This is a genomic window from Amycolatopsis thermoflava N1165, from assembly GCF_000473265.1.
Classification (GTDB): domain Bacteria; phylum Actinomycetota; class Actinomycetes; order Mycobacteriales; family Pseudonocardiaceae; genus Amycolatopsis_E; species Amycolatopsis_E thermoflava.
Genome location: NZ_KI421511.1, coordinates 677176 through 699313, shown reverse-complemented (window position 1 = coordinate 699313; position 22138 = coordinate 677176). Strand labels below are relative to the sequence as shown.

23 protein-coding genes and 1 pseudogene are annotated in these 22138 nt (G+C 71.8%); 13 read left to right on the top strand and 11 right to left on the bottom strand.

Annotated elements, in window-relative coordinates:
* Positions 1-66 precede the first annotated feature (66 nt).
* Genes AMYTH_RS0103570 through AMYTH_RS0103530 form a run of 9 tightly spaced genes read left to right on the top strand, consistent with a single transcriptional unit; the run spans position 67 to position 8763 of the window.
* Positions 67-1641 carry an ABC transporter substrate-binding protein gene (locus tag AMYTH_RS0103570; protein WP_027929149.1) on the top strand — a complete coding sequence of 525 codons (1575 nt, stop codon included), beginning with the start codon at positions 67-69 and terminating at the stop codon, positions 1639-1641.
* 3 nt (positions 1642-1644) lie between these two features.
* The gene (locus AMYTH_RS0103565; RefSeq protein WP_027929148.1) at positions 1645-2580 is read left to right on the top strand and encodes an ABC transporter permease; all 936 of its coding nucleotides are present in this window, start codon (positions 1645-1647) and stop codon (positions 2578-2580) included.
* Positions 2577-3482 carry an ABC transporter permease gene (locus AMYTH_RS0103560; RefSeq protein ID WP_027929147.1) on the top strand — a complete coding sequence of 302 codons (906 nt, stop codon included), beginning with the start codon at positions 2577-2579 and terminating at the stop codon, positions 3480-3482. Before AMYTH_RS0103565 ends, AMYTH_RS0103560 begins: the two co-directional genes overlap by 4 nt.
* Complete coding sequence (locus tag AMYTH_RS43660) at positions 3479-4312, top strand: ABC transporter ATP-binding protein (protein WP_051362495.1); 834 nt, start codon at positions 3479-3481, stop codon at positions 4310-4312. Before AMYTH_RS0103560 ends, AMYTH_RS43660 begins: the two co-directional genes overlap by 4 nt.
* Positions 4312-5163, top strand: a complete 852-nt coding sequence (locus AMYTH_RS43655) for an ATP-binding cassette domain-containing protein (RefSeq protein WP_051362494.1) — start codon at positions 4312-4314, stop codon at positions 5161-5163. Before AMYTH_RS43660 ends, AMYTH_RS43655 begins: the two co-directional genes overlap by 1 nt.
* Positions 5160-6149, top strand: a complete 990-nt coding sequence (locus AMYTH_RS0103545; RefSeq protein WP_027929146.1) for an aldo/keto reductase — start codon at positions 5160-5162, stop codon at positions 6147-6149. The genes AMYTH_RS43655 and AMYTH_RS0103545 overlap by 4 nt, the downstream gene beginning before the upstream one ends.
* 19 nt (positions 6150-6168) lie before the next feature.
* On the top strand, positions 6169-6942 hold the full coding sequence (locus AMYTH_RS0103540) for an HpcH/HpaI aldolase family protein (protein ID WP_027929145.1): 774 nt from the start codon (positions 6169-6171) through the stop codon (positions 6940-6942).
* Entirely contained in the window at positions 6939-8099 is a 1161-nt protein-coding gene (locus tag AMYTH_RS0103535; RefSeq protein ID WP_027929144.1) for a sialidase family protein, read from the top strand. Before AMYTH_RS0103540 ends, AMYTH_RS0103535 begins: the two co-directional genes overlap by 4 nt.
* Entirely contained in the window at positions 8092-8763 is a 672-nt protein-coding gene (locus tag AMYTH_RS0103530) for an SDR family NAD(P)-dependent oxidoreductase (RefSeq protein ID WP_027929143.1), read from the top strand. Before AMYTH_RS0103535 ends, AMYTH_RS0103530 begins: the two co-directional genes overlap by 8 nt.
* Positions 8764-8817: 54 nt before the next feature.
* Here AMYTH_RS0103530 and AMYTH_RS47615 read toward each other — a convergent pair.
* The 4 genes and pseudogenes from AMYTH_RS47615 to AMYTH_RS0103505 form a co-directional block, all read right to left on the bottom strand.
* Positions 8818-9277, bottom strand: a pseudogene (locus AMYTH_RS47615) (AMP-binding enzyme); the annotation flags it as partial.
* Positions 9278-9301: 24 nt separating this feature from the next.
* Positions 9302-10075, bottom strand: coding sequence for a cyclase family protein (locus AMYTH_RS0103515; RefSeq protein WP_027929142.1), 774 nt, complete (start codon positions 10073-10075; stop codon positions 9302-9304).
* Positions 10075-11034: a fumarylacetoacetate hydrolase family protein gene (locus AMYTH_RS0103510; protein WP_027929141.1), complete on the bottom strand. Its 960-nt coding sequence runs from the start codon at positions 11032-11034 to the stop codon at positions 10075-10077. The genes AMYTH_RS0103515 and AMYTH_RS0103510 overlap by 1 nt, the downstream gene beginning before the upstream one ends.
* Positions 11031-12491, bottom strand: a complete 1461-nt coding sequence (locus AMYTH_RS0103505; protein WP_027929140.1) for an amidohydrolase family protein — start codon at positions 12489-12491, stop codon at positions 11031-11033. Before AMYTH_RS0103505 ends, AMYTH_RS0103510 begins: the two co-directional genes overlap by 4 nt.
* Positions 12492-12611: 120 nt before the next feature.
* On the opposite strand from AMYTH_RS0103505, the gene AMYTH_RS0103500 reads away from it, so the two are divergent.
* Complete coding sequence (locus AMYTH_RS0103500) at positions 12612-13502, top strand: LysR family transcriptional regulator (protein ID WP_027929139.1); 891 nt, start codon at positions 12612-12614, stop codon at positions 13500-13502.
* A 215-nt stretch (positions 13503-13717) separates the two neighbouring features.
* Here AMYTH_RS0103500 and AMYTH_RS43645 read toward each other — a convergent pair whose 3' ends face one another.
* Complete coding sequence (locus tag AMYTH_RS43645; RefSeq protein WP_037322202.1) at positions 13718-14008, bottom strand: HepT-like ribonuclease domain-containing protein; 291 nt, start codon at positions 14006-14008, stop codon at positions 13718-13720.
* A gap of 56 nt (positions 14009-14064) precedes the next feature.
* Positions 14065-14571 (bottom strand): nucleotidyltransferase domain-containing protein, encoded by a 507-nt coding sequence (locus AMYTH_RS47435; RefSeq protein WP_027929138.1) that lies wholly within the window; start codon positions 14569-14571, stop codon positions 14065-14067.
* A gap of 147 nt (positions 14572-14718) precedes the next feature.
* Here AMYTH_RS47435 and AMYTH_RS0103485 point away from each other — a divergent pair, with 147 nt between their 5' ends.
* Positions 14719-15180: a DUF488 domain-containing protein gene (locus AMYTH_RS0103485; RefSeq protein WP_027929137.1), complete on the top strand. Its 462-nt coding sequence runs from the start codon at positions 14719-14721 to the stop codon at positions 15178-15180.
* Here the strand turns inward: AMYTH_RS0103485 and AMYTH_RS0103480 are convergent.
* Positions 15166-16146 (bottom strand): hypothetical protein, encoded by a 981-nt coding sequence (locus tag AMYTH_RS0103480; protein ID WP_228684558.1) that lies wholly within the window; start codon positions 16144-16146, stop codon positions 15166-15168. The genes AMYTH_RS0103485 and AMYTH_RS0103480 overlap by 15 nt on opposite strands.
* Positions 16147-16217: 71 nt before the next feature.
* On the opposite strand from AMYTH_RS0103480, the gene AMYTH_RS0103475 reads away from it, so the two are divergent.
* Both AMYTH_RS0103475 and AMYTH_RS0103470 read left to right on the top strand, forming a co-directional pair.
* Positions 16218-17240 carry an RNA polymerase subunit sigma-70 gene (locus AMYTH_RS0103475; RefSeq protein ID WP_228684556.1) on the top strand — a complete coding sequence of 341 codons (1023 nt, stop codon included), beginning with the start codon at positions 16218-16220 and terminating at the stop codon, positions 17238-17240.
* A 63-nt stretch (positions 17241-17303) separates the two neighbouring features.
* Complete coding sequence (locus AMYTH_RS0103470) at positions 17304-18137, top strand: YybH family protein (RefSeq protein ID WP_027929134.1); 834 nt, start codon at positions 17304-17306, stop codon at positions 18135-18137.
* Positions 18138-18190: 53 nt separating this feature from the next.
* On the opposite strand, the gene AMYTH_RS0103465 is transcribed toward AMYTH_RS0103470, so the two are convergent.
* The 4 genes from AMYTH_RS0103465 to nac all read right to left on the bottom strand — a co-directional run bounded on the left by AMYTH_RS0103465 (position 18191) and on the right by nac (position 21966).
* Positions 18191-19204 (bottom strand): L-idonate 5-dehydrogenase, encoded by a 1014-nt coding sequence (locus tag AMYTH_RS0103465; RefSeq protein WP_027929133.1) that lies wholly within the window; start codon positions 19202-19204, stop codon positions 18191-18193.
* Positions 19205-19218: 14 nt separating this feature from the next.
* The gene (locus AMYTH_RS0103460; protein WP_027929132.1) at positions 19219-19989 is read right to left on the bottom strand and encodes an SDR family oxidoreductase; all 771 of its coding nucleotides are present in this window, start codon (positions 19987-19989) and stop codon (positions 19219-19221) included.
* Positions 19986-20963 carry a 2-hydroxyacid dehydrogenase gene (locus tag AMYTH_RS0103455; RefSeq protein ID WP_027929131.1) on the bottom strand — a complete coding sequence of 326 codons (978 nt, stop codon included), beginning with the start codon at positions 20961-20963 and terminating at the stop codon, positions 19986-19988. The genes AMYTH_RS0103460 and AMYTH_RS0103455 overlap by 4 nt, the downstream gene beginning before the upstream one ends.
* Positions 20964-21066: 103 nt before the next feature.
* The gene (gene nac / locus AMYTH_RS0103450; protein WP_027929130.1) at positions 21067-21966 is read right to left on the bottom strand and encodes a nitrogen assimilation transcriptional regulator NAC; all 900 of its coding nucleotides are present in this window, start codon (positions 21964-21966) and stop codon (positions 21067-21069) included.
* Positions 21967-22138: the final 172 nt, after the last annotated feature.

Below are 22138 nucleotides of genomic sequence, written 5' to 3'. Positions count from 1 at the left end.
CCGTCCGGCGACGGAGCCGGCTGGGCCGCCCCGGCGGCCCGCCCTCGGACACGGAAGAGGTCGACGATGACCCGATTCGGCAGCGGCGTCGCACTCAGTCGCCGCTCTCTGCTCCGCGCCGGGCTCGCTGCCGGCGCCGGTGCGGCGCTGGCCCCGCTGGCCGCCTGCGCCGGGCCCGTCGGCGCCGCGAGCCCCGGCTCGCTGACCCTCGGCCTGAACCGGTCGCTGGTCAGCCTCGACAACAAGCTCAACCAGTTCGACGCCGCCCTCACCGTGCAGCGCGCCGTCCGCCAGGCACTGACCCGGATCGACCCGCGCATGCAGGCCAGGCTCGTGCTGGCGGAACGGTTCGAACAGACCGCGCCCACCCAGTGGAGCGTGCGGCTGCGCGCCGGCGCCCGCTACTCCGACGGCAGCCCGGTGACCACCGACGACGTCGCCACCGCACTGCGCATGTACGGCGAGGTCAACGGCTCCTTCGTGCTGAACCTCTTCCCCGAACTGCCGAGCGTGTCCAAGGTGGACGATCGCGAGTTCCTGCTGGAGACCTCGCGGCCAGTGCCGATCCTGGACCTGCTGATGGCCAACATCCTCATCACCCCGGCCGCCGCGAACCGCCCCGAAGAACTCACCAGCGGCGTCGGCTCCGGACCCTACGTGGTGACCGCAGCCAACGGCGGCACCGGCGAGTACACGCTCCAGCGCCATCCCGGGTACTGGGGACAGCCGCCGGCGGTGGACACCGTGCGCGTGCGGTTCGTGCCGGAGGAGTCCAGCCGCGTGGTCGCCATCCGCAGCGGCGAGCTGGACGTGATCGACTCGATCAGCCCGGACTCCGCCGACCAGCTGGCCGGCCTGCCGGGCGTCGCGATCGACCGCGTCCCCGGCACCCGCATCAACCAGCTGTTCTTCAACTTCCGCAAGCCACCGGGCCATCCGCTCGCCGACCCCCGCGTGCGGGAGGCGCTGACCTACGCGATCGACGGGCGGTCGCTGGTGGACGACGTGCTGGCCGGGTCCGCGACCCAGGCCGAGGGCGTCGTGCCGCTCGCCCTGGCCGGCGCCGTGCGCACCGGCACCTACGTGCACGACCCGGCGAAATGCCGTGCGCTGCTGGACTCCCTCGGCGTGCGCGATCTGAGGTTGAAGATCATCTGGGAGTCCGGCGAGTTCCCCGCGGACGCCTCGGTCATGGAGGCGGTCGTGGAGATGCTGCGAGCCGTCGGCGTGGCCGCCGAACTCCAGCAGTTCGAACCCGGCGGCGACATCCTGCAGTGGCGGCAGGGCCGCGGCGGCGACTGGGACGTCCTCGGCAACGGCTATCCCGGTCCCACCGGCCAGGCCATCACCTCGCTGCTCGGCATGTACGGCGGCACCCCAGCCAAGGAACAGACCCGGGACACCTACCAGGGGTTCGTGGTGCCGGAGATCGCCGACGCGCTCGCCACAGCAGGCGCCGAAACCGACGCCGGCCGCCGCACCGAACTGCTCGCCGCGGCCCAGCACCGGATCTGGGCGACGTGGCCGTGCCTGTGGGCGTTCGTGCCGAACGTGGTGCTCGCGCGCCGGACCCGGGTGCAGGGCGTGGCGCTGCAGCCGATCAACTCCTACGACCTCGAGACCGTCCGCGTGGAGGGCTGAGCCGTGACCCACTACCTGTTGCGCCGGATCGGCCAGAGCGCGCTCACGGTCTTCCTAACCGTGTCGACGGTGTTCGTCCTGGTCCGGCTGGCGCCCGGCGATCCGGCCGCGGCCTACGGCGGCCCGTCGCCGACCGCCGAGGACCTCGCCCGCGTGCGCGAGCAGATGGGCCTGGACGAGTCCCTGCTGTCGCAGTTCGGGATCTTCCTGAAAGGACTGCTGCACGGCGATCTGGGCACCAGTTACTCCTTCCGCGCCCCCGCGCTGGACGTGGTGCTCGGGCGTCTGCCGTACACGGTCACGCTGGCCGTCGCGGCGATCCTGCTGACCGCGGTGGTCGCCATCCCGCTCGGCGTGTGGATGGCGCGCCGGGCCGACACCCGGCGCGAGATCGGCGTCAACGTCGCGACCATCGCCGGGCAGTCCATGCCGGACTTCTGGACCGGTGTCATGCTGCTGACCGCGTTCGCGGTCGTGCTGCCGGTCCTGCCGGCGTCCGGGTTCACCACGTGGGGCGGCCTCGTCCTGCCCGCGGTCACCGTGGCGATCCTGCAGATCGCGCTGATCTCCCGGCTGGTGCGCCGGGAGATGGGCTCGGCGCTGGCCGCGCCCTACCTGACCGTGGCCCGCTCGCGAGGGGTGTCCGAGCGGATGCTGACCTGGCGCTACGCCATGGGCAACTCCATGATCCCGGTGCTCACCGCACTGGGCACCCGGTTCGCCGCGCTGCTCAACGGCGTCGTCGTGGTCGAGGTGGTGTTCGCCTGGCCGGGCGTGGGCTCGCTCGTCGTGCGCGCACTGGAGACCCGCGACTACCCGCTGATCCAGGCGACGGTCCTGGTGACCGCCTCGCTCGCGGTCGCGGTCCAGCTCCTCATCGACCTCTGCTACCCGCTGCTCGACCCGCGGGTACGCCTCGGAAAGGCGGTCGCCGCATGAGTTCCACAGTGGACACCCCGGCCCGGCCCACTGCCGTCACCCCCGAAGTCCTCGCGCGGGCCAGCGCGACCCGGCGACGTCGCGCCGTGCGGCTGAAGATGTGGGCCGGCTCGGTCTGCACGCTGGTCGTGGTGCTGCCGATCCTGCTCGCCGGGGTCCTGCCGCTGCCCGGTCCCAACGATCAGGACCTGGCCCGGCGCCGCCTCCCGCCGCTGTCGGAGGGCCACCTGTTCGGCACCGACCAGCTCGGCCGGGACCTGCTGTCCCGGGTCCTGCACGGCGGCCAGGTGTCGCTGGCCATCGGCGTGCTGGCCGTGCTGGTGTCGGGCCTGGTCGGGTTGCTGGCCGGCGCCGCCGCCGGCTACTTCGGCGGCTGGGTGGACGCGGTCGTCTCGCGTCTGCTGGAGGCCCAGCTCTCCCTGCCGCTGCTGATGATGCTGCTGCTCGTGGTCGCGTTGTTCGGCCCGTCGATCCCGGTGATCACCTTCGTCATCGCCATCGCCCAGTGGCCCGAGGTGGCCCGGCTGACGCGGTCGCTGGTGCTGGTGGAACGGGAGAAACCCTACGTCGCCGCGGCGCGGGTGCTCGGGCTGCGGCGCCCGGCGATCCTGGCCCGTCACGTGCTGCCAAACGTGGTGCGCCCGGCCAGCCTTGTCGTGCTGCTCCTGCTGGCGCAGGCCGTGCTGCTGGAGAGCGCACTGAGCTACCTCGGCGCCGGGCCGCAGCGCCCGTTCGCGACCTGGGGCCGGATCATCTCCGACGGCCAGGACTACATCACGACCTCGTGGTGGCTGATCACGCTGCCCGGCCTCGTCATCGCGCTGCTGGTGGTCGGGGTGAACCTCCTCGGTGACGCCCTGCGGGACTCCGCCCGCCGGGGCAGGAAGGCGGACCTCCGATGACCACACCCCTGCTCGAGGTCACCGACCTGCAGATCGAACTGGTCGCCCCCGCCGGGATCGTGCGCGCTGTCGACGGCGTCAGCTTCACCGTCGACCGCGGCGAGACGGTCACGCTGATCGGCGAGTCCGGATCGGGCAAGTCCACCACCGCGATGGGTGTGCTGCGGCTGCTGCCCGATGGGCTCGCGGTGCTGTCCGGCTCGGTGCGCTTCGACGGCGTCGACGTGATCGCCGACCCGGCCGCCGCCAGGCGGGTGCGCGGACGGCTCGCCTCCCTGGTGCCGCAGGACCCGATGACCGCCCTGAGCCCGGTGCACACGATCGGCAAGCAGCTCGGTGAGGCGTTGCGGTTGCGTCACCGCCGCCTGCCGGCGCGGGAGATTCGCCGGCGCGGCATCGCCCTGCTGGACCAGGTGCGGATCAGTGAGCCGGAGCGCCGCTGGCGCGCCTACCCGCACCAGCTCTCCGGGGGCATGCTGCAACGGGTGCTGATCGCGATCGCCCTGGCGGCCGAACCCGACCTGCTGGTGGCCGACGAGCCGACCTCGGCGCTGGACGTCACCGTGCAGGCCGGGATCCTCGACCTGCTGCTGGAGCTGCAGGAGCGCACTGGGGTCGCGATCCTGATGATCACCCACGACCTCGGCGTGGCGCGGCTGGTGTCGGACCGGATCCACGTGATGCGCGCCGGCCGGTTCGTCGAGTCGGGCGAGGTGGAGCAGGTGACCGCGAACCCGCGCGACGAGTACACCAAGGCGCTGCTGGCGGCGGTGCCACGGCTGGGGCCGTGGGTGGAGAACGTAGATCTGGCGGAAGCGGGGACGGCCTGATGACACCCTTGCTCTCGGTGCAGAACCTGGTCGTCTCCTACGGCACGTTCCGCGCGGTGGACGACGTCAGCCTGACCGTGGACCGCGGGTCGACGGTGGCCGTGGTCGGCGAGTCCGGCTGCGGGAAGTCGACGCTGGCGAGCGCGATCGTGCGGCTCATCCGCCCGGCGTCGGGCCGGATCCTGCTGGACGGCACCGACATCGCCACCCTGCCGGAGAAGCGGCTGCGCCCCCTGCGGCACCGCGTCCAGATGGTCTTCCAGGACCCCTACGGCTCGCTGGACCCGCACCTGACCGCGCAGGACATCGTGGCCGAGCCGCTGCGGCTGCGAGGGCGGCACGACCGTGCGGCGCGGGCCCGCGAAGCCGCTTCGCTGCTGGACCGCGTCGGGCTGCCCGCCAGCGCGTGCGGGCGACGGCCCGCCGAGTTCTCCGGCGGCCAGCGCCAGCGGATCGGGATCGCCCGCGCGCTGGCGAGCGAGCCGGAACTGCTGGTGTGCGACGAGGCCACCAGCGCGCTCGACGTCTCGGTCCAGGCGCAGGTGCTGGACCTGCTGCGCGAGATCCAGCGCGACACGGGCCTGGCCTACCTGTTCATCTCGCACAACCTGGGCGTGGTGCGGGAGATCAGCGAATCCGTGGTCGTGCTGCGGGCCGGACGCGTGGTCGAATCCGGCGCGACGGAAGCGATCCTGTCCGCCCCGGCTCAGCCCTACACGCGTGCCCTGCGGCGCGCCGCACTGGACCCGGCGACCATGCGCGGACGCAAACCCCGCACGCTCGTCGCGGCCGCGGCCCTGTCGGATGCACCCGGCGCGACCGTCGCGCCGGTGGAAGGAGATGGCTCATGACCCCCGCACCGGAACCGGTGAAGCTGCCGGGCGTGCCGGTTCCCCTGTCCCGGCTCGTGCTCGGCACGATGACCTTCGGCGACACAGTGGACGCCGCCGGCGCGGCCGAGATGGTCGACGCCGCGCTCGAGGCCGGGATCACGGGGATCGACACGGCCAACGCCTACGCCGGCGGGCGGACGGAGGAGATCCTCGCCGGGCTGCTGCGGACGCGGCGGGACCGGGTGGTGCTGGCCACCAAGGCCGGGATGCCGCACCCCGACACGGGCGACCACAGCCCCCTCTCCCCCGCCGCGCTGCGCGCGTCCCTGGAGGGCAGCCTGCGGCGGCTGGACACCGACCGGATCGACGTGTTCTACCTGCACCAGCCGGACCGGGCCACGCCGCTGGGGGACACGCTGGCCACGGTTGCGGAGTTCGTCGCCGAGGGCAAGGTGCTCGCGCTCGGGGTCTCGAACTACGCCGCGTGGCAGATCGCCGAGCTGACCCACGCCGCGCAGGCGGTCGGCGCGCCGCGGCCGGTGCTGGCCCAGCAGCTGTACAACTTGCTGGCCCGCCGGATCGAGGAGGAGTACCTGGAGTACGCGCGCACCAGCGGGCTGGTGACCATGGTCTACAACCCGCTCGGCGGCGGCCTGCTGACCGGGCGGCACTCCTTCGGCGACCAGCCGGGCACCGGCCGGTTCGGCGACTCGCGGCTGGCCGGGATGTACCGGCAGCGGTACTGGGACGAGCGGCTGTTCGCGGCCGTGCAGCGCTTGTCGGACATCGCCTCGGGCGCCGGGATCGGCCTGGTGGAGCTGTCGCTGCGCTGGCTGCTCGGCCACCCCGACGTCGGCGCGCTGCTGCTGGGCGGGTCGAAGGCCGACCAGCTGCGCGCCAACCTGGCCGCGGCGGCCGCCGGCCCGCTGCCCGAGGACGTGCGCGCCGCGTGCGACGAGGTGGGCGCCGACCTGCGCGGCCCGATGCCCGCCTACAACCGCTGAACGACAAGGAGATCACCGCATGACCCCCGCGGAATTCGCCGCCCGCCTGCGTTCCCGCGAGCGGATCCTCGGCTACTGGTCGGTGCTCGACGCGCCGGTCGCGACCGAGCGCATCGCCCGGCTCGGCTACGACTACGTGTGCCTGGACGCCCAGCACGGCCTGCTCGGCTACGCCGGGCTGCTGTCCTCCCTGACCGCGATCGACGCCGGTGGCGCGTCGGTCGGGCTGGTGCGGGTCGAGGCGAACGACCCGACGCCCATCGGGCGCGCGCTGGACGCCGGGGCCGCCGGTGTGATCGTGCCGCTGGTGGACAGCGCGGAGGACGCGGCGAAGGCCGTGTCGGCGTCGCGGTACCCGCCGGTGGGCCGCCGCTCCTACGGGCCGATGCGGTCCGGGTTGCGGATCGGGCCGGCGCCGGCGGACGCGCACGCGGCGACGGTGGTGATCGCGATGATCGAAACCCCGCAGGGCCTGGCCGCGGTCGAGGAGATCTGCGCGACCCCCGGCCTGGACGGGGTGTACGTCGGGCCCTCGGACCTGCGGCTGGCTGTCGGCGGGAAGCATGTGGCCGACCGCTCGGTGGACGCCGAGTTCGAGGCGGCGGTACGGACGGTGTGTGACGCGGCGAAGGCTGCGGGCATCGCCGCGGGCATCCACACCCCGGACGGCGCGACGGCGGCGGCCCGGCTGGCGCAGGGCTACACGTTCGCCTCGGTCGCCTCCGACGTGGTGCACCTGGAGAACACGGCGCGGGCGCACCTGGCTGCCGCGCGCGGCGAGGAGGCCCGATGACCGCGTCGCTGACCACGGACGGGATCGTCCGCTCCCGCGCCGACGGTGCGGCCGAGGCGTTCCTGCCCGCGCCGGCCGTGCAGAACCACGCCGCCAACCTCGCCGTGCTGCCGGACGGGGACCTGGCGTGCGTGTGGTTCGGCGGCACACAGGAGGGCGTGCCGGACATCTCGATCTGGTTCTCCCGCCTGCGCGGCGAAGCCTGGACCGAGCCGGAGCGGCTGTCGCACGACGACACACGCTCAGAGCAGAACCCGGTGCTCGCGGTGTCCCCCGATGGCGAACTGTGGCTGTTCTACACCGCACAGCGGGCCGGGAACCAGGACACCGCGGAGGTCCGCGTCCGGGTGCACCGCAACCGCGCGTGGACCCCACCGCGGACGCTGTTCCCGGCGACCGCCGACGGCGGGGTCTTCGTCCGGCAGCCACCGGTGGTCCTGCCCTCCGGCCGGTGGCTGCTGCCGGTGTTTCACTGCGTGGCCACCCGGGGACGCAAGTGGGTCGGCGACCACGACACGAGTGCGGTGATGGTCTCCGACGACGGCGGCCACACCTGGACCGAGCGCCCGGTGCCGGACAGCACGGGGTGCGTGCACATGAATGTGCACCGGCTGGGCGACGGGTCGCTGCTGGCGCTGTTCCGCAGCCGCTGGGCCGACCACGTGTACCGCAGCGCCTCCACCGACGATGGCTGGACCTGGAGCGCGCCGGAGGCGAGCGGGCTGCCCAACAACAACTCGTCGATCCAGTACGTGCCGCTGCTCGACGGCCGTCTCGCGCTGGTCTACAACCACAGCAGCCGGGCCGACGCGACCGGGCGGCGGGTGTCGCTGTACGACGAGATCTCCGAGGACGGGCTCGCCGAGCAGACCGCGCCGGAGCCGCAACCGGGCGAGGGCGGCGCGTTCTGGGGAGCGCCCCGAGCACCGATGAGCCTCGCGCTGTCCGCCGACGACGGCCGGACGTGGCGACGGCGCGACCTGGAGGTCGGCGACGGGCACTGCATGACGAACAACTCGCGGGACAAGCTGAACCGGGAGCTGTCCTACCCGTCGATCGTGCAGACCGCCGACGGGAACCTGCACATCGCGTTCACCTATTTCCGGCAGGCAATCAAGTACGTCCGGGTGTCCCCGGCGTGGGTGGCCGATGCCTGAGGCGCTGGTCACCGGTGTGAGCTCGGGCATCGGGGCGGCGATCGGCCGCAGGCTGCTCGCGGAGGGCTGGAGCGTGACCGGGCTCAGCCGCCGCGAGCCGGAGCCGGAGCCGGCGTTGCGGTGGCTGCCCGCTGATCTCACGCGCCCCGCGGAACTGCGGAGCCTCCTGGTGGGCGTGCCGACGCCGGACGCGGTGGTGCACGCGGCCGGGCTCCAGCGCTCGGCCCCGTTGGGCTCACTGTCCGATGCGGACGGAGAGGAGATGTGGCGGGTGCACGTGGCCGCGGCGACCACCCTGGTGGACACACTGGCGCCGCGGCTGCCCGAGGGGGCGCGCGTCGTGCTGATCGGCAGCCGCACCATGACCGGGGTGCCGGGCAAGAGCCAGTACGCGGCGACCAAGGCGGCGTTGCTCGCGCTGGCCCGGTCCTGGGCTGCGGAACTGGCCGCGCGCCGGATCACGGTCAACGTGGTCGCCCCCGGCCCGACGGACACGCCGATGCTGGCCGACCCGCGACGGTCCCGCACGCCACCCCAGCTGCCGCCCCTGGGCCGGTTCGTGACGCCCGAGGAGGTCGCCGGCCTGACCGCGTTCCTCCTCGGCCCGTGGGGCGGCTCGATCACCGGACAGCAACTCGTCCAGTGCGCGGGAGCTTCGCTGTGACCACCACACGGGCACGCAGTTGCCGCCGTGCCTGGTGCCGCGGGTCGCGCGATCTCACCCGATCCGGCGCTCCGCCCCGGCCCAGGCGCGCTCCCGGAGCAGGTACTTCTGGATCTTGCCGGTCGAGGTCTTCGGCAGCTCGCCGAAGGTCACCGACTTCGGGGCCTTGAACCGCCTCGCCCCACCTGTCGTCCGGCACGCCGTTCACCGCGACCTCCACCACGGCCGGGTACTCCGCGATCGCCTGCTCCACCTCGACGCTGGGATGTTCTCGCCGCCGGAAATGATCATGTCCTTGCTGCCGTCGCGCAGCTCGACGTAACCGTCGGGGTGGATCACGCCGATGTCGGCGGTGCGCAGCCACCCGTCGGGGGCCGCGGCCGCCGTCGCCTCCTCGTCGTCGAGGTAGCCGAGCATGACGTTGTTGCCGCGCAAGGCGATCTGCCCGGGTCGTCACGCCGTCCGCGGGCACGTCGCTGCCGTCGCCGGTGATCACCCGGACCGTGGGGGCGACGCGCGGCAGGACCCGGTGAGCGGCTCAGGAGTCGAAGATCGCCACCGCGCGGGTCCAGCCTGCGGAGGCGGCGTGCACCTTGACCGGGAAACAGGAGATCTCGAACCCGGTGGCGGGCAGCTGCTCGAGGTCGTGCAGTTTCTCGAGGTGGCAATAGCCGATTTCCCGGCCCGCCCGGTGTCCCTCCCAGATGATCGAGGGGTCCTGCTCGGCGGCGTACCGGGCGGCGGTGTGGACGAAGGGGGCGTCCCAGCTCCACGCGTCGGTTCCGGTGAGGCGCACGCCGCGGTCGAGCAGGTACAGGGTCGCGTCCCGGCCCATGCCGCAGCCGGAGGACACGTAGTCGTCCTGGCCGTAGCGCTCTCCGGCGCTCGTGTTGACCACGACGATCTCCAGGGGCGAGAGCTCGTGCCCGATGCGCTCCAGCTCGGCCTCGACGTCGGCCGCGGTCGCCACGTAACCGTCGGGGAAATGGCGGAAATCGAGCTTCACCGCCGGTTGCAGGCACCACTCCAGGGGAACCTCGTCGATGGTCATGGCGCGCTCGCCACCGTTCATGGTGGCCGAGTAGTGGTACGGCGCGTCGAGATGCGTGCCGTTGTGGGTGGTCAGCCGCACCCATTCGGATGCCCAGCCCTCGCCGTCGGGCAGGTCATCGATGGTCGCGCCGGGAAAGAACGCCAGGAGATCCTGGGCGGTCTGCGCGTGCGACTGGTACTCGATCTCCGGCGTGAGCCCGGGAGGGTCGGAAGCGATTCCGGCCCGCAGGGGCGCGGAAATGTCGATGAGTCTGCGCATCAAGCTTGTCCTTTCGGCGAGCACGGCCGCAGCGGAATGACGCCGGTCCCCTCGACGACGGTCTGCCGGGTCGAGCCGAGTCCCTGCCCGTGCAGGGACACCACGTCGCCCGGCCGCAGCCAGCCGGTGAATTCGGCCAGGTCCGGGGTGTCGACGTGCTCGAGCAGGCAGCCGCCGGGCACGGTGCCCGAACCGATCACGTCCCCCGGCGCGAGATCCACGCCGCGGGAGACGTAGGCGAGCAACTCGCCGAACGTCCAGTCCATCTGGTCGAGGCGGCCGCGGGTGATCTCCTGGTCGTTGACCGTGGCCCGCAGCTCGATGGCGAGCCGTCCGTCCACGCGGTACTCCGCCAGTTCGTCCACGGTGACCAGCGCGGGCCCGAGCGTGAGGGCGCTGTCCTTGCTCTTGCCCATGCCGATGCCGGTCGCCAGGTCGTGCAGCTGGTGATCACGGGCGGTCCAGTCGTTGAACAGCGTGTACCCCAGGATGTGGTCCTCCGCGGCGGCCGGGTGCAGGTCCACGCCGCCGCGCCCGATCACCACACCCACCTCGAGCTCCAGGTCGAACATGCGGGAGCCGGGCGCGACCGGCACCGGGTCGTGCGGCCCGACGACCGAGGCGGCGTTGCCGAAGTAGAACGCCGGCGCCTCGGACCAGGCCGGGTGCAGTTCCGCACTGCGCCCGAGCGCGCGGTAACAGCCGCGCAGGTGGCCCAGGAAGCACAACCCGTCGCGCACCGACGGCGGGCGCGGCAGCGGCGCGAGCAACCGGACATCGTCGAGCGGACGGACCTCCTCCGGGGCACGACGGGCGGTCTCCCCCGCCTCGGCCAGCGCCTCGGCGCCGCTCTGGGCGAGCGTCAACAGGTCGATGCCGGGGCGAAGCCCGCGAACCGTGTCACCGTCGAGCGCACCGGTGCGCGCACCGGCGCCGGCCTCGTAGGTCACCCATTTCACAGGTGCCGTCCTCCCTTGTTCTTCGCTTCCCGCACCGCCTGCTCGTGGAACTCGCGCGCCGTCGGCTCGACCGCGGCCCACGCCCCCTCCGGGGTGCCGGGGAGAGCGCGCCCGGTGTCGCGGAGCCTGCCGAGGATCCGGTCGGCCGCGGCGTCGGCCTGCGCGGTGACCGCGGCCAGATCGGCCACCTCCAGCACACCGTCGCGCTTGACGACCTTGCCGTCCACGAGCACCGTGCGCACGTCGGCCGCCGCGGTCTGGAAGACGAGCGTCGCGTAGGGGTCCACGCGCGGGTGCTGCTCGAGCGCCGGTCCGCCGACCAGCATCAGGTCGGCCCGCTTGCCCGGGGTCAGCGAGCCGATCTTGTCGCCGAGTCCGAGGGCCTCCGCGGCGTTGACGGTGCTCCAGTTCAGCGCCTCCCGCGCCGTGTAGGTGACGGAGCCGGGCATCGCGCCCGCGGTGTTGACCGGCAGGTCGGCCTCCGCGCGGGCGAAGCCGAGGCCGTAGCGCAGCTCGTGCCACAGGTCGCCGCTGTTGAGCGAGACGACGTCGGCGGACAATGTCGGCTGCACCCCGTGCCGGCGGCAGCGGTCGAAGACGGGACGGCCGAAGCCCATGTTCAGCTCGGTCTCCACCGAGATCGACACCTTCCCGCCGGTGCGGGCGATCGCCTCCCACTCGGCGTCGCCGAAGTTGCAGCAGTGCACGTGGACCATGTCCGGTCCGAGCAGCCCGAGGGCCTCCATCTCGGTGATCCCGGTGGCGAGCACGCTGCCGAACACGCAGCCGGCGTGGTTGACCAGCAGCGCCCTGCGCTCCCGAGCCGCGGCCAGCTCGGCGACCGTGTGTTCCCACGGCAGCCCGAAGATCTCCGACAGCGACACGCCCAAGGTGAGCAAGCCATCCGAGGCGAAATAGGTGTCGGCGATGCGGTGGAAGTCGGCGACCCGCGCCTGATGCTCGCCGAACCGGCTCGCCTCCGGCGAACTCTCGAAGAACCCGTAGCAGAACGCCGCGCGGATCCCGGCTTCCTGAAGCCCGCGCACCGCACCGTCGGAGTGGTCGGGGGTGTTGTTGCAGTGCGAGAAGTCCAGCAGCGTGGTGACGCCGGCGTTCAGCGCGTCGATCCCGCCGTAGAAGTTGCCGAGCCGGACGTCGTCCGGGGTGTAGGCGGGTGACACGCCGAGCCGGATGCCGAAGTAGTAGTCGGCGAGAGTCCAGTCCCCGCAGATGCCGCGGACCAGGGACTGCCAGGTGTGCCGGTGCGTGTCGATCAGGCCCGGCAGCACCAGATGCCCCGTCGCGTCCAGGATCTCGGCGTCGGTCACCGGAAGCGAGGGCCCGACGGCCACGATCGCGCCGTCCTCGATCAGCACGTCCCCGGCCGGGAAATCCCCGAGCGCGGGATCCATCGTGAGGATGTGACCGTTGCGGACGAGGGTGCGATGTGAGCTCATAATGTCCTCCGAGCGTCGTTGCTTGGCAGCAGCATGGCTGGCCCGGCGCGCCGGAACATGAGCCGAATCGGTTGTGATCCCGGCGAGCGGGGCGCGTCGACCTGGAAGAGGTGCTGGGACATGGACGTCCGGTCGTTGCGCTACGCCCTCACCTTGGCCGAGGAACTGCACTTCGGCCGCGCCGCGCGTGCCCACTACATCGCGGCGCAGCCGTTCGGCAGGCGGATCCAGGAGCTGGAGCGCGAGCTCGGCGTGAAGCTGTTCGAGCGCACGAGCCGCCGCGTCGCACTCACCCCGGCGGGGGAACGGTTCCTGCCCCGTGCGCGCCGGGTGCTGGCGGAGATGGACGAGCTCATGCGCACCGCCGAAGGGGATCACGCCGAGCCGGTCCTGCGCGTCGGGGTGCTCGGGTTCGGTCTGGCCGACCGGTGGGCCGCCACGCGCACCCTGCTGGCCACGCACCACCCGGAACTCGAACTGTCCTACCGGGAGCTGGACTGGACGACGCAGTACGACGCCGTGCGCGCCGGGGAGGTCGACGTCGCGGTCCTGCACGACGTCGGCGGAGCCGACGACCTCCTCGTCGAGCCGGTGATGAACACCGCACGCTGCGCGGTCGTACCGGCCGAATCGGAACTCGCCGACGCCGGGCACCTCAGCGCGGCCGACATCGCCCACGTGCCCCGCGTGAAGCTGGTCGGCCAACCAGGACTGGTGGACTGGGGCGGCGCACCCACCAGACGCGACGTCGAGGTCCGCTCCCCCGCCCACGTCGCGACCGCGGTCGCCACCACGGGCCGGATCGGTTTCCACGGCGAACCCGCCACCCGCTTCTTCCCCCACCCCGGGGTGCGTTACCTGCCGCTCGAAGGACCAGACCCCGTCGTGGCCATCGCCAGCCGGCGAAACGACCGCAGGGACACCGTGGCCGCGTTCCGCGCCGCGACGGTGGCGAGTCCCGCTGCCGACTCGCTCGCCGCCGCGCAGGCGGAGGATGCCGTGGAATCCTGAGGCACAGCTTGCAGAATCGAAATTCCACTCTGGACAGACGCGCCACGGACGCGGCGCGAACACGTCAGCAAGCGGCCGCGGCCCCCTGACCAGGGCCGCCTCAAGCCAGGCCAGCACCGGAGGAGCCGGCCTGACGGTCACGCTGCGGGCTCCTCAGCCACGAGACCGCTTGATTTAACCTCGCGCTTCCCGTCGAGGGCGATCTCGTCGTGCCCCTACTGCTCGCGGGATACCGCCAGTTCATGGAGACGGTCGACGAGCCGGATGAGATCAGGCAGCCGGTTGTCGATCGTGTTCTGAAGGATCTCCTGATCGAGGTCGGCGTACTGGTGCGCGAGCATGTTCCGCATGCCCACGATTCTTGGCCAATCCTCCGGCGCTTCGGCCTCCAGCAGGCTCGGACTCACCTTGCCGACAGCATCGACGGCGACCTCGAGCCGGTGGCTCACGGCGTCCCTGATCAGGGTGTCCGCCAGCGAACCACGCGCGAGATGCTCCTGCAACACGCGCAGGTGTTCCCGTGCATCAGCGAGGTGTTGAGAATCCTTGCGACGGCGTCTCGTCACAGCTCGACAGCCTCCGCGAGCGCCGACGACTTGATATCGCGTTTGAGCATCCGGGCGGGCACGATGTCGACCGGGTAGCCGAGCAACCGCTCCAGCTCGATATCCAGGGCGGCGAGGTCGACCAGATCAGCACCCGGGTCGAGATCGACCAGCAGATCGATGTCGCTGCCCTCATCATCTTCCCCACGTGCGACGCTGCCGAAGACGCGAACGTTCCTCGCCTTGTGGGCGTGCGCGAGCGCCAGAACCTCGCTCCGGTGCCGGGCCAGAACCCGCCCGGCCGGCGAGGTGGGGTGGAACCGCGTGGCGCGATAAGCCCTGATCAACCGCGAGACCTCCGGCTGGCTCCGCCCGATGGCCTGGGCGATCTGCTTCTGCGTCATCCCCTGGCCGGCCGCCTTCCCGACGGCCTCGCGGAGGGAGGCGCTGGCCGTAGCGCGCATCCGGTCCGCCTCCGCCGCCACCTGGGCCAACGACACGGCCAGCTCATCCCCGTGCTCCATATAACACATGCTATACCCGGTCGACACACCGGGACAGGTGTCCTGGCGAGCTCAGCTCAAGGCCACCGACGCGGGGGCGACCTTCGCGTCCGCACCGAGTTGGAGGCTGACGTAGTGCTCTGGGCACACCCATGAAAGGGTGGCGACATGCGGAGGACGGGCGCGGTTGATGTTCGTGTTCGGAGTGGCGCGATCGGAGTCGGCTACGAAGGACAGGAGATCCAGGGCTTTGTCGAGGACCTCCTGCGACGCGGCGTGTCCAGGCTGGTGGACGTGCGGTTGACCCCGATCTCGCGCAAGCGCGGGTTCAGCAAGTCGGCCCTGCGTGACGCTCTGACCGCCGCGGGAATCCAGTACGACCACCGCCGTGAGCTCGGCAACCCGAAGATCAATCGTGCTGGCTTCGCCGGTTCCGAGGCCGAGCTGGCCGGAGCCAGGGCGCGCTATGCCGCGACCCTGGAAACAGAGCCCGCTCAGCGGAGCCTGGACGAGCTGGCGAACCTTGCAAGAACCGAACTCATAGCTGTGCTGTGCTTCGAAGCCGACCAGCGGCGCTGCCACCGTGCGGTCGTGCTCGACGAGATCACCACTCGGTTACCGCCGACCTGATCCCGCTCGAGGTGGCCAGTAGACACCGAGGACGCTGAACGTGCGCGGGTGCGCCGCGACATTGCCGACATAGAAGGCGACGTCGCGGTCAGGACCGCACAGCTGGTTGAAAAACCTCTGTTTGAGGCGCTGCGCTGCAGTCACATCGTCCAGCCCTCTCAGGTGTCGGAGCTGGAACGCGACGAATTCCCAGTCGAGGAAGCCTTGTTTGTGGCCTCCGCAGCCGGGCTCTGCACACTCGTAGTGGTAGGTACCGGAGAACCGGGGCGCCCGCAGCGGTGTGCGATCCTCGTTGCCGAACAGGCTGAGCTGATCGACGTAGGCGTCGATCTTGGCCCGCTGCTGCTTGGACCAACCGGGATGGCGGGTGATACGCAGATCGGTGATCCGTCGCGGCCGGAGCAACGCAAGCGACGGGCTGGCCATCGTCGCGTCACGGCGCAACCGGCACATCGTGGTGTCCGTGCCGATCGCCGGGTCCAGCCACCGACGCCGGGGATCCCACGCCTTGAGGTGCCCGACCACCTTGAGCGTCGGCATCTGCGGGCGCCAGCTTTCGCGCCGGCTGTCCTGTCTGGCCGGCACTGCCTTGACCGTCACGATGTCGTACTTCTTGAAGCTCTCCTGGCTTCCCAGCTCACGGAAGTTGATCGGGTACAGGCGGATCCAGCCCGGTCGCATCGGGTCCAGACTCAAACCCGCGACACACACGGTCTCCCCGTACTTCTCTGACGGGTTGGGAGCCGCCTTGACGGTGATCAACACCTTCAGATCGACGGCTTGATCACCGGCAGGCTTCTCCTGCGGCTCGCCCGGCTGACCGAAAATCGGCAACTGAGTCATCGACCCTCCCCTGTCGACGATCGAACCGTAACGCCGTTCGCCGAGATCCAGAACGGCCGTTCGAGTGACAACGGGCGCCGTCTCGGGCCGCTGACCAGCGATTGGGTCCTGCGCGAACTGCACCCGTAACAGAGTCGCAGCCACGGGTGGTCCGGCTCTGCGGCTCGGGCCGACCACCGCTACACCGTGGCACCATGACGGAGGATGCGGGCGGTTCGTCCGGTTCTGGCGCGGGAGGGTGGATGTCGGGGGACGGCGAGGGCCTGGCGTTGCTGCTGAAGGCCGCACAGGAGGGCGACGCGACGGCCTTCGAGCGGCTCGTCGGGCCGTTCCGGGCCGAGTTGCGGGCGCACTGCTACCGGATGCTGGGCTCCCTCGACGACGCCGAGGACGCGGTCCAGGAAGTGCTCGTGCGGACCTGGCGCGGGCTGGACGGCTTGGAACCACGGCATTCGATCCGCCCCTGGCTCTACAAGATCGCGACGAACCGGTGCCTGACCCTGCTGGAGCGACGTCGCCGCCGGGAGCTGCCGGCCGGGCTCGCGGACGGCACACAGCCGGCCGAGGTGGCCTGGCTGGAGCCCTACCCGGACTCGCTGCTGGACCCGGCCGCGCAGTCGGTGGCGCGGGAGAGCATCGAGCTGGCCTTCGTCGCCGCGCTGCAGCACCTGCTCCCCCGTCAGCGAGCCGTGCTGATCCTGCGGGAGGTGCTCGGGTTCTCCGCCCGGGAGGTCGCGGCGCTGCTGGAGACCACGGTGGCGTCGGTGAACAGCTCCCTTCAGCGGGCCCGCGCCACCCTCGAACCGCTCCGCGCCGGTGCCGGCCAGCAGACGGTGTTGCGCGCGCTGGGCGGCGACCGGGTGCGTGACCTGGCGCGCCGGTACGCGTCCGCCTGGGAACGGGGTGACGTCGACGCGATCGTGGAGATGCTGGCCGAGGACGCCCGCTACTCGATGCCGCCCGAACCGCTGTGGTTCCAGGGCCGGGACGCGATCCGGGCGTTCCTGGCCGAGGGGCCCCTCACCGGGCGGTGGCGGTTCGTGCCCGCACACGCCAACGGGCAGGTCGCCTTCGGCACCTACCTGTGGAACGGCGCCGCCTACCTGCCCGCCGGCCTGGACGTGCTGGCGCTGCGCGGTGACCGGATCGCCGAAGTCGTGTCGTTCCTGACCGCGGATTTCGCCCGCTTCGGTCTGCCGCCCACGATCACGCGATGAGTTTCGGTCCCGGCGCGGGTGTCAGTGGTGACAGTTCCGCCGAGACCGATGTGAGGTATCGCGATGACCACGGACGAGCAGGAGATCCGGACCCTGATCGAGCACTGGGCAGGCGCCGTGCACAGGGGCGACCTCGAGGGAGTGCTCGCCGGCCACGCCGGCGACATCGTGATGTTCGACGTGCCGCCGCCGGACACGGGCGTTCGGGGCCTCGACGCCTACCGGGACACCTGGCCTGCCTTCTTCTCCTGGCAGGCCCAGGGCGCGGTGTTCGACCTCGAGTCCGTGGAGATCACCGCCGGTGCGGACGTCGCGTTCGCCCACGCCCTGCTGCGCTGCGGCACCCCGGACGAACTCGCCCGGCACCCCGCCCGGCGCCTGCGGCTCACCCTGGGCCTGCGGAAGGAGAACGACCGCTGGACCGTGGCGCACGAACACCACTCGTTCCCGCATGCCGACCAGGACGACGGCACGGACGCGGAAGCCGAGGTGCGGGCCCTGCACGAACGGTGGTTCGCGGCCACCACCCGCAAGGATCTCGACGGGCTGATGGCCCCCATCGCCAAGGACGTCGTCTCCTACGAGCACGACACGCCCCTGCAGCACCTCGGCCGGGACGCCGTGCGGGAGGTGTGCCGGCGGGGGCTCGACTGGTCGGACGCGGTGGTCCGGTGGGAGGTGCCCGACATGACCGTCCTGGTCCGCGGTGACCTCGCCGTGGCCTGGGGACTCAACCGGATGATCGCCGAGGACACCGGCGGCACGACCACCGAAAGCTGGTCCCGCGGCACCCGGGTGTTCCAGCGACGCGACGGCGAATGGCAGCTGATCCACCAGCACCTCTCGTTCCCCTACAACCCCGAATCCGGCGCCGCCGTCACCGGCCTCCACCCGTGACGGCCGGGCACAGCCACCGTGTCGAGCCGGCGGCAAGGGCCCCCTCTGGTTGATCAGCTCAGGTCGAGCAGGACCTTCGACGCGACCGCGCGGTTGCCGGCCACGTCGAACGCCTCCGTGGCCCGCTCAAGCGGGAACGTGTGGGTGACGACCGGATCAACCGGGAGGCCGTCGGCGAGCAGGGTGAGCGCCTCGTCGAATTCGCGGTCGAACCGGAACGCTCCGGCGAGGGTCAGTTCCCGCGTGACGACCACGTTGCCGAGGAATCCGACCTCACCGGGCGGCAGCAGTCCGAGCAGGACGACCCGGCCGGCGCGGCGCACCCGTTCCAGACAGGTGCGCAGCCCGGCCGGGGACCCGGACGCCTCGATGGCGATGTCCGCCTCCCCCGGCCCCGCCGGATCGTCCGCCCGCACCACCGAGGTGGCGCCGACCTTCGACGCCAGAGCGAGTGGCGCGTCCAGCAGGTCGCTGACCACGACCTCGGCCGCGCCGGCCCGGCGCAGTGCGGCCACCAGGAGGCAACCGATCGGCCCGGCACCGGTGACCAGGACGCGCCGGCCGGTGACGTCACCGGCCCGGCGCACCGCGTGCAGCGCCACCGACAACGGTTCCGCGAGCACGGCCCGTTCGAGTTCGAGCCCGGGCGGAAGCGCGCGCACCTGTGCCGCCGGCACCGTGATGCGCTGCGCGAACCCGCCGTGCACGTGGGGCAACCGGGCCGCGCTGCCGAGGTAGCGCGTGTCGGCGCAGACGTTCCGGTGGTTGCCGGTGCATTCCGGACAGTCGTCGCAGGGTGTGGCCGGGTGGACGGCCACCGGCGTACCGCCCGCCGGACCGTCCACATCGGAGCCGAGGGCCGCGACGTGACCGACGACCTCGTGACCGAGCACCAGCGGTTCCCGCACGTGGAAGTCGCCGACCGCGCCGCGGTGGTAGTAGTGCAGGTCCGATCCGCAGATGCCGCCGAAGGAGACGTCCACGGCGATCTCGCCCTCGCCCGGTTCCGCCGGCGCACGGTTCTCGACCCGAAGGTCCCCGGCGCCGTGCACGACACACGCAAGCATGGGTTCTCCTCGCTTCACAGGACGGAGGTCATGCCACCGTCGACGTAGAGCAGTTGGCCGTTGACGAAATCCGACGCCGGCGAGCACAGGAAGATCAGCGCACCGACGAGGTCGCCCACCTGGCCCCACCGTCCGGCGGGGGTGCGGCCGCGCACCCAGGCGCTGAAATCCTCGTCCGCGACGAGCGCGGCGGTGAGCTCGGTGTCGAAGTAGCCCGGGGCGAGCCCGTTGACCTGAATCCCGGCCGGGCCGAGGTCGGCGCACATGCCCTTGGTGAGCATCTTCAGCCCGCCCTTGGTCGCCGAGTAGGGCGCGATGCCGGGGCGGACCACCTCGCTCTGCACCGAGCAGATGTTGACGATCTTGCCCGAGCCGCGGGCGGTCATCCGCCGCGCGACCTCGCGGCCGACGAGGAAAGCGCTGCTGAGGTTGGTTTCGAGCAGGCGATGCCAGTCCTCGGTCAGGAACTCGGTGAACGGCGCCCGGTGCTGCATCCCGGCGTTGTTGACCAGGATGTCCACGGGACCCGCGAGCTCCTCCAGGCGCGGGATCGCCTCGGCGACCGCGCCCGGATCGGTGACGTCGAACGCCTGCGCGTGCACCGTGGCCCCGGTGCGCTCGGCCAGCTCGGCACGGGTCCGGTCGAGCGCGGCCCGGTCACGTCCATTGAGGACGACCACGCACCCCGCCTCCGCCAGCCCCTGGGCCAGCGCGCGCCCGATGCCGCGGCTGGACCCGGTGACCAGGGCGACGCGGCCGCGGATGTCGAACAGCGGGTGGCTCACCGCGCCACCGCCACGGCGCCGGGGATCGGGGTGCGCGCCGGCCGGCCGGACAGGACGTCGAGGAGGTTGTCGACGGCCAGGTCCACCATCGCCGCGCGGGTCGCCTCGGTGGCGGACCCGACGTGCGGGAGGGCCACCAGCTTCGCCTGCGCGACCAGGTCGGCGACGTCCGCCCCGCGCGGCTCGTGTTCGAACACGTCGAGCCCGGCGGAGTGGATGACGCCCTCGCGCAGGGCGTGCAGCAGCGCGGCCTCGTCCACGACACCACCCCGCGAGGTGTTGATCAAGGTCGCGGTGGTCTTCATGCTGCCCAGCTCGGCCGGGCCGATGAGGTGGTGGGTCGCCTCGGTCAGCGGCACGTGCATCGACACGATGTCGGATTCGGCCAGCAGGGTGTGCAGGTCCGCCGGCTGTGACAGCTCGTCGCCGGCGGTGCTGAACGGGTCGTGGTGCAGCACGCGCATGCCGAACCCGGCGGCGCGGCGGGCGACCGCGCGGCCGATCTGGCCGTAGCCGACCAGGCCGAGGGTGGCGCCGTGCACGTCCAGCCCGAGGAAGTCGTCCATGCGGAACACGGTCCAGGCGCCGGCGTGCAGCCGGTCACGGGCCGCGCCGAGACGACGGCGGGCCATCAGGATCAGGGCCCACGCCAGGTCCGCGGTGGTCTCGGCCAGCACCCCCGGGGTGTGGGTCACCACGACGCCGCGATCGGCAGCGGCACGCTGGTCGACGGCGTCGAAACCCATGCTGGCCAGGCTCACCACCTTCAGCCCGGGGCCGGCGGCATCCAGCAGCGCGGCGTCGATCCGGTCGTTGCCCAGGCACAGGATGCCGTCGACGCCGCGCGCGAGGTCCGCCAGCTCGCCGGCCCCCGGCTTGTCGCCCGGCCCGCGCACGAGCTCGACCCGCCCGGCCAGGCGCTCCAGCCCCGTTCCGGGCAGGTGTCCGCGGGTGCTCAGGACACGCTGTTTCATACCGCACTCCTCGCGAAAACAAACTGTTCGCACGACGTTATCGAGCGATTCCGCGGCGGCACAAATAGCGATTCCGGCTGACGTTATCGGATCCGCTGATGGGTCATGGCCGGAAAGTGGCGATCAGCTCGTGGAAGAGGTCGTGGACGGCCAGCGCCGCCTCCGACAACGGCTGGTGATCGGAGGTGCACAGCGACAGCTTCACCTCGATCACCGGATCGACGATCCGGCGCACCATCAGGTGCTCGGTGTCCAGGATCGCGCGCGCCGCCGACCACGGCAGGACCGTCGCGCCCAGGTCGGCGCCGACCGCGCTGACCAGCGTGAGCACCGACTCGATCTCGCCGACCACCCGCGGCTCCACCTCCGCGCGGGCGAAGGCCGCCTCCACCACGCGCCGGATGGTGTGGATGCGGCTGGGCAGCAGCAGGCCGACCTCGGCCAGGTCGCCGGCCGCGACCTCGTCCCCGCCCGGGACCGCGCAGCCCGGCCCCGCGACCAGGAACAGCTCCTCGGTGCGCATCGGCTCGAACTGCACACCCCGGATCGGCCCGGCGTCGTAGATGAAGGCCATGTCCATGCGCCCGGTCATGATCGCCTCGCTGATCACGCCGCCGAAGTTCTCGTTGATGTGCAGCACGATGTCCGGATAGCGCTCGCGGACGGCCCGCAGCAGCGGCAGCGCCAGCGCCGCACCGGTGCTGTAGGGGGCCAGGCCGACCGACACACTGCCCGCCGGGGCCCGGCCGGAGACGCTGACGGCGGCCTGGGCCTGTTCGACCTGGCGCAGGATCAGCTGCGCGTGCCGGTACAGGGCCCGGCCGGCCTCGGTCGGGGCGACACCACGCTTGCTGCGGATCAGCAACTGCTGCTTGAAGTCCCGCTCCAACATGGACACGTGCTGACTCAGCGCGGGCTGCGCGATGCGCAGGATGTCGGCGGCGCGGGTGATGCTGCCGGCGTCGACGATCTTGACGAACGAGTACAGACGCCGGGTGTCCATGCGTGCCCCTTCCCGGTCGAATGGTGACCCATCGTAACGCCACCACCGCCGCCGGCCCGGGATCCGCTGCCATAACGGATCCCGATCACATCACGCGGATCGCGTATTTGTCCGGCCGCGGCCCCGAGCTTAAAGTCAGCGAAACACCGGATTCCCGGGGCTCGGACAGGAT

Coding starts and splice junctions, on each gene's coding strand:
- AMYTH_RS0103570 (WP_027929149.1), top strand. CDS start 67: ATGACCCGATTCGGCAGCGGCGTCGCACTCAGTCGCCGCTCTCTGCTC.
- AMYTH_RS0103560 (WP_027929147.1), top strand. CDS start 2,577: ATGAGTTCCACAGTGGACACCCCGGCCCGGCCCACTGCCGTCACCCCC.
- AMYTH_RS43660 (WP_051362495.1), top strand. CDS start 3,479: ATGACCACACCCCTGCTCGAGGTCACCGACCTGCAGATCGAACTGGTC.
- AMYTH_RS43655 (WP_051362494.1), top strand. CDS start 4,312: ATGACACCCTTGCTCTCGGTGCAGAACCTGGTCGTCTCCTACGGCACG.
- AMYTH_RS0103545 (WP_027929146.1), top strand. CDS start 5,160: ATGACCCCCGCACCGGAACCGGTGAAGCTGCCGGGCGTGCCGGTTCCC.
- AMYTH_RS0103540 (WP_027929145.1), top strand. CDS start 6,169: ATGACCCCCGCGGAATTCGCCGCCCGCCTGCGTTCCCGCGAGCGGATC.
- AMYTH_RS0103535 (WP_027929144.1), top strand. CDS start 6,939: ATGACCGCGTCGCTGACCACGGACGGGATCGTCCGCTCCCGCGCCGAC.
- AMYTH_RS0103530 (WP_027929143.1), top strand. CDS start 8,092: ATGCCTGAGGCGCTGGTCACCGGTGTGAGCTCGGGCATCGGGGCGGCG.
- AMYTH_RS0103515 (WP_027929142.1), bottom strand. CDS start 10,075: ATGCGCAGACTCATCGACATTTCCGCGCCCCTGCGGGCCGGAATCGCT.
- AMYTH_RS0103505 (WP_027929140.1), bottom strand. CDS start 12,491: ATGAGCTCACATCGCACCCTCGTCCGCAACGGTCACATCCTCACGATG.
- AMYTH_RS0103500 (WP_027929139.1), top strand. CDS start 12,612: ATGGACGTCCGGTCGTTGCGCTACGCCCTCACCTTGGCCGAGGAACTG.
- AMYTH_RS47435 (WP_027929138.1), bottom strand. CDS start 14,571: ATGGAGCACGGGGATGAGCTGGCCGTGTCGTTGGCCCAGGTGGCGGCG.
- AMYTH_RS0103485 (WP_027929137.1), top strand. CDS start 14,719: ATGCGGAGGACGGGCGCGGTTGATGTTCGTGTTCGGAGTGGCGCGATC.
- AMYTH_RS0103475 (WP_228684556.1), top strand. CDS start 16,218: ATGACGGAGGATGCGGGCGGTTCGTCCGGTTCTGGCGCGGGAGGGTGG.
- AMYTH_RS0103470 (WP_027929134.1), top strand. CDS start 17,304: ATGACCACGGACGAGCAGGAGATCCGGACCCTGATCGAGCACTGGGCA.
- AMYTH_RS0103465 (WP_027929133.1), bottom strand. CDS start 19,204: ATGCTTGCGTGTGTCGTGCACGGCGCCGGGGACCTTCGGGTCGAGAAC.
- AMYTH_RS0103455 (WP_027929131.1), bottom strand. CDS start 20,963: ATGAAACAGCGTGTCCTGAGCACCCGCGGACACCTGCCCGGAACGGGG.
- nac (WP_027929130.1), bottom strand. CDS start 21,966: ATGGACACCCGGCGTCTGTACTCGTTCGTCAAGATCGTCGACGCCGGC.